At 38.8% G+C, this 5089-nt stretch carries 3 protein-coding genes and 2 pseudogenes; all 5 read right to left on the bottom strand.

Features of this window, described 5'->3' with window-relative positions; genetic code table 11:
• Positions 1 to 682 (bottom strand): glycosyltransferase family 4 protein (locus tag H1P_RS29140; RefSeq protein WP_186376209.1); only part of this gene is annotated, 682 nt, incomplete at its 3' end.
• A gap of 68 nt (positions 683 to 750) precedes the next feature.
• Positions 751 to 1041: pseudogene (locus H1P_RS29135) on the bottom strand (type II toxin-antitoxin system PemK/MazF family toxin); the annotation flags it as partial.
• Positions 1042 to 1108: 67 nt separating this feature from the next.
• Positions 1109 to 2059: a GDP-mannose 4,6-dehydratase gene (locus tag H1P_RS29130; protein WP_186376210.1), complete on the bottom strand. Its 951-nt coding sequence runs from the start codon at positions 2057 to 2059 to the stop codon at positions 1109 to 1111.
• Positions 2060 to 2971 (bottom strand): glycosyltransferase family 2 protein, encoded by a 912-nt coding sequence (locus H1P_RS29125; protein ID WP_144874332.1) that lies wholly within the window; start codon positions 2969 to 2971, stop codon positions 2060 to 2062. It abuts the gene before it with no gap.
• A 464-nt stretch (positions 2972 to 3435) separates the two neighbouring features.
• Positions 3436 to 5089: pseudogene (locus H1P_RS36695) on the bottom strand (S-layer family protein); the annotation flags it as partial.

Genomic DNA, 5089 nt, shown 5'->3' with positions numbered 1-5089 from the left:
GCCCTGCGGTGTCTTGCTCTCGATAGGGAAAGGTATCTAAATCAACGCCATTAGCAATAATTGTTACTTTTGCTTGAGAGTTAAATTCCTCCATCTGTTGTTTATCTTCATCGGTAGTCACTACCACCTGAGAAAACTTACTTATCGATTTTTGTTCATAGCGTTTGAGGAGGGGTAAGTACAAGCGATCGCGTTTTGGATTATCCGATGTATTGGTAGCTAGTTGGTTTTTGCAAGTACGAAAAATTGAGCTATGAATATCAATAACGGTAGTTACTTTATTACGCCATTGGGGACGAATATAGATTTCGTTAACACTATGTTCGCAGGTAATAGCATCAAATTTATTAGCCTCTACAGCCTTATCAATCCATTCTTGTATCTCTGGAGAATAGAGATAAAGTACATTAGGAGGAGTCCCTTGAATAAAAAATTGAGCAAAACGCTTTATCTTAGCTACAATACCTGATTCTATAGAGTTAGGGCGATCGAATACTACTAATTCTGCTATATGCTGCTTTAAACCTTCCACATCTGCATCACTAACATCATCAGCCCTTTGAGTTACTACAGTTACATCATGATGTTGAGCAATTGGCTGAAGTAAATTAAATGTTCTATTGTGTGTCCCTCCCTTAGTAGGTGGATAAGGAAAGGTAGACGAGATCATTAAAATTTTCATTACTAATTGTTAGTTGTTGATTGCCAATGGCTAGTTATTAACTGATAAGGTGATAACTGACTGAATTCTTACAGCCCGATTAAAATCTTTAACCTCTGCTCGACTTCTGTTATCGTCTTTTCATTAACTGTTCCCCATTTTGTAGCAAATCTTTCTACTGAAACCGATCTAACATCTTCGCACTTAATAAAACTTTTGAATTTTAATCCTGCTTCTGGTGGATTTATTTCAACATGAAAAGGAATTTTTTTGTTTTTAGAAGTAATAGGCAAAACCACAGCTAAACCTGATGCACCTTGATTAAAAAGATTTACCGAAATTACTAAACAAGGTCTTTTTCCTGCCTGTTCGTGTCCCCTAACTGGGTTTAAGTGATTTTTTCTACTGTTGGTTGTTCCTCATTCCTCATCCCTCATCCCTCATCCCTTAATAAGCCTCTACCATCATCCGAATTACATCAGGCATTTTATAATTAGCTGACCAACCTAATTTTTCTTTCGCTTTAGTAGGATTGGCTTTACTAACTGCTAAATCAGTGGGGCGCAATAAACTATCATCTGTAACTACATGATCTTGCCAATTCAAACCCACACAATTAAAAGCTTGTGCGACTAACTCTTCTAAAGAATAACTATGTCCTGTAGCGACAACATAATCATCTGCTTGCTCTTGCTGCAACATTAAATACATCGCTTCTACATATTCAGCAGCCCATCCCCAATCTCGTTTAACAGAAATATTGCCGAGATATAGTTTTTCAGAGGTATCTTTTGCAATCCGACAAGCAGCAGCTACAATTTTTTGAGTCACAAATCTCTGAGGTCTTAAGGGAGATTCGTGGTTAAATAGAATGCCAGAACAAGCAAATATATCATAAGCTTCGCGATAGTTAGCTACTTGCCAAAAAGCAGTAGATTTTGCCACTGCATAAGGACTTCTGGGTCTAAAGGGCGTATTTTCATCGGCAGGGCGATCGCCGATATCCCCAAAACATTCACTCGAACCAGCATTATAAAACTTGATGGGCGCACCTATAAAGCGAATTGCTTCTAAAAAATTAAGTGTCCCTGTGGCAATACTTTCTAAGGTTTCTACTGGTTGTTCAAAGGAAAGTCCTACAGAGGTTTGTCCCGCAAGATTATAAATTTCGTCTGGTTTAACTTGAGATATTACTTGTAAAACACCACGAAAATCTGTGGGTACAAGGGATTTATATTTAACTTTTTCCCGAATACCTAAACGCAATAGATTACGAAAGGAAGATACTTGGGCATCCCTGGAAGTTCCAACAACTGTATAGCCTTTTTCTAGCAGTAATTTGGCTAAATACGCGCCATCTTGACCAGAAACACCACAAATTAGGGCTGTTTTCATAATTTATTTTTTAAATAAGTTTTGCACCACTGCACTAAAATAACCTATTTGTCCGTAAGCGTAGAGAAAATTATCAAAGCGCAACGCAGGGTTATTAAAATACTTCAGGCTCTTATAGAACCCTCGAATCATTCTTTCTCCGCCACGGTTAAATTGTGCCAAACCAGCACGCCCTGCAATTTCTTCACGGTAACATTCACTGACACCTTGCCACCAACTACGGTTGATAAACCATTTGGGTTGTAGTCTTTCTGGGGAGACATTATGGGCTGCTAAGGCTTCGGGTAAGTAAGCAACTTGCCAACCTTTTTCTAATGCTAATTCTGTCATTAACAATTCTTCATTAGACAATAAGTTTTTACCTACTCTACCTAAATTGGGATCGAAACCACCAATTTCTGATAAAAAAGATTGACGTAAAGAATAATTCAAACCTCTAGGAGTCAAGTTAGGATTATCTAAATAGACTATTTCCTCTCCTAAGTCATAACTCCCCAAAGCACCAGACATCTCTTCTGAGAGCCAATTAGGTAGTGTTCTTCCTTCTGGTAATATAAGAGTAACTTTTCCTCCAGCGATCGCTAATTGGTCATTTTCTCTGTAAGCCTCGGCAATTATTCTCAACCATTGGGGAGAAGCTTCCGCATCATCATCTAAGTAAGCCAAAATCGGTGCAGTGGTTTCTTTAGCACCTCTATTACGGGCGACGGATAAACCTAACTCTGGTTCGTAGACATATTTTAAAAGAGGATTATCTAAACGTTGCTCGACAACTTCTTTAGTGCGATCGCTTGAGGCATTATCAACTACAATAATTTCATAATCATCAAAGTCTTGTTTTAACAAACTATCAATGGCAGCACCTAAGTAGCGATCTCGATTGTGAGTGCAAATAATAGCAGCAATCTCTGGCATGGAAAATTAATAATTAATAATTAGTAATTAATAACTAATCACAACACCGACCAGGGAGACAAGCTACCTAATAGTTAATAGTGTTGTTTATCTATTTTTTACTGAACTTCCCCTAGTGTACGTCCTCTATTATATGAAATACAAAAAAGAATGCAACAGATTAATTGTAGGGTGGGCGACCGAAGGAAGTGCTTTAGTGCAATGCCCACCCTACTCCTATATCTATGTGTAACAAACATTTATCCAATTGGTATTATATGAAATACAAAAAAGAATGCAACATATAATCTGTAGTGATTATTCATGAATTATCACTACAAGGTAAAATTATTGGTAGCAAACATTTAAGTATTTGATATAAGGGGCTGACACCGTCCTTCTTCGGGTGGTGCAGGGGATGCCCCGTCTTAACGTTAATACGTAACGCTATATCTGATAGGTAGACTCGAAAGATAGAGTTTTGGTTATTTCGTTTGATGACAATTTGCTGCATCCCTGGGAGTCCGAGTAGCATTATTTCCAGTGGGATAAGCAGTTAAAATTACATTTCCATCTGCTTGTTTAATTACTCCTCTAGCAATGTAAATGGGTTCGCCATTATCTTTGTATGCTACTGGTTGAATTTGGTGGGTAATATTCTGGGTTGAGTACTGATTCTGAGGCTGCGAAAGATTGGGTGTCATTGGTTTTTCATCATCAATTAAGACATCAGCACTTAAAGGTGAAACTGGTGTTGGTGGTACGCCTCCTTTACCTTGAATAACTAACCCAGATGCTTCTGCATCGGCAGCACAAGCACCAGATGTTACTGTTTCTATGTCTACGACATTAGTAGATAATTCCCCAGTTTCTTGAATATTGTTAGCATCAGGAAGATTAAGAGTTACATTGCCACTAAGACCAAATTCAGAACTAGCATCAAGATCGTTAGTTCCGTTTCCTAGTGTAGCTGGACGTTCTTCAAGACCGAAAAGAGCTTCTGCTGTGATGTTAATATTACCTCCATCTCCTTGCTCCGCACTAGCAATAATGTCATTACCATTACCATCACTAGGAAAAGCAACAATGAACCTAGCATCAATTTCTAAGTTACCACCATTAGCATTATTGAAAGCCTCAGCAGAGATGAGGCTGTTATTGCGTAAGGTTAAATCTTCAGCGATTTGTAAATTAATAATGCCACCCCCACTAGATCGAGTCGAAGCACTAATTTGGCTATTGTTGTCCAAACTAACTGAATCTGCTTGCACTGTTAAATTACCCGCATTACCTTGAGCAGTTGAATTACTATCACTTTGTATACCACTCCCACTAGTAAAAGAAACGTTAGTTGCATTGATAGTAATATTCCCTGCATCTCCTATTCCATTTGTACCACTTGTCAGAAGAGCCCCATCGCTCAGAGAAAATATATCTGTAGTGATATTTATATCACCACCATTACCTTCAGTGTCAGGATCGTTCACAATAGTAAAAATCGAACTGGGAGCTGTAGGACGTGAAGGATTAACTCCGTCAAAGGAAACCTCTGTAAAGGCAGTAATATTGACATCTCCTCCATCAACCTGTCCGAAGGTAGGAGTAATTATCTGACCACCATTGGTTACCAATAACCTATCTGTAGTGATATTTATTCCTTCGGAATTACCTACTGCCATCGTTTCTGTCGCATTTCTAATAATAGAATTATCCAAAGAGATTGTATCTTCAGCAACAATGAATATTCCGCCAGGATCTCCCGATCCTACTGCACTGGCACCAACAAAACCTCTCTGTGTCAAAGACAGATTAACCGTAGTGATATTGATATCTCCAGCATCCCCATTCCCAAAGGTACTAGCATCAACTAGCCCTCCATTGGTGAGATTGAGATTGGCAGTAGAGATGGTGACACCCCCTGCATTTCCTTCTGCATCTGTATTAACATCACTGAAAACACCAGTAGCAGTATTTGAATTGTCACCATCAATCTTGATGGTATCGCTGGCTCTAATCTCCACCGAACCCGCATTCCCAATACCATTAGTACTAGCAGAAACTTCCGCTCCATTGGTGAGATTGAGATTGGCAGTATCAATGGTGACACCCCCTGCATCTCCTTCTCCATCTGAATTAACT

The sequence above is a fragment of the Hyella patelloides LEGE 07179 genome, from assembly GCF_900659865.1.
Classification (GTDB): domain Bacteria; phylum Cyanobacteriota; class Cyanobacteriia; order Cyanobacteriales; family Xenococcaceae; genus Hyella; species Hyella patelloides.
The sequence above is the reverse complement of the archived record's forward strand: the minus strand, read 5'-3'. Positions and strand labels throughout refer to the sequence as shown.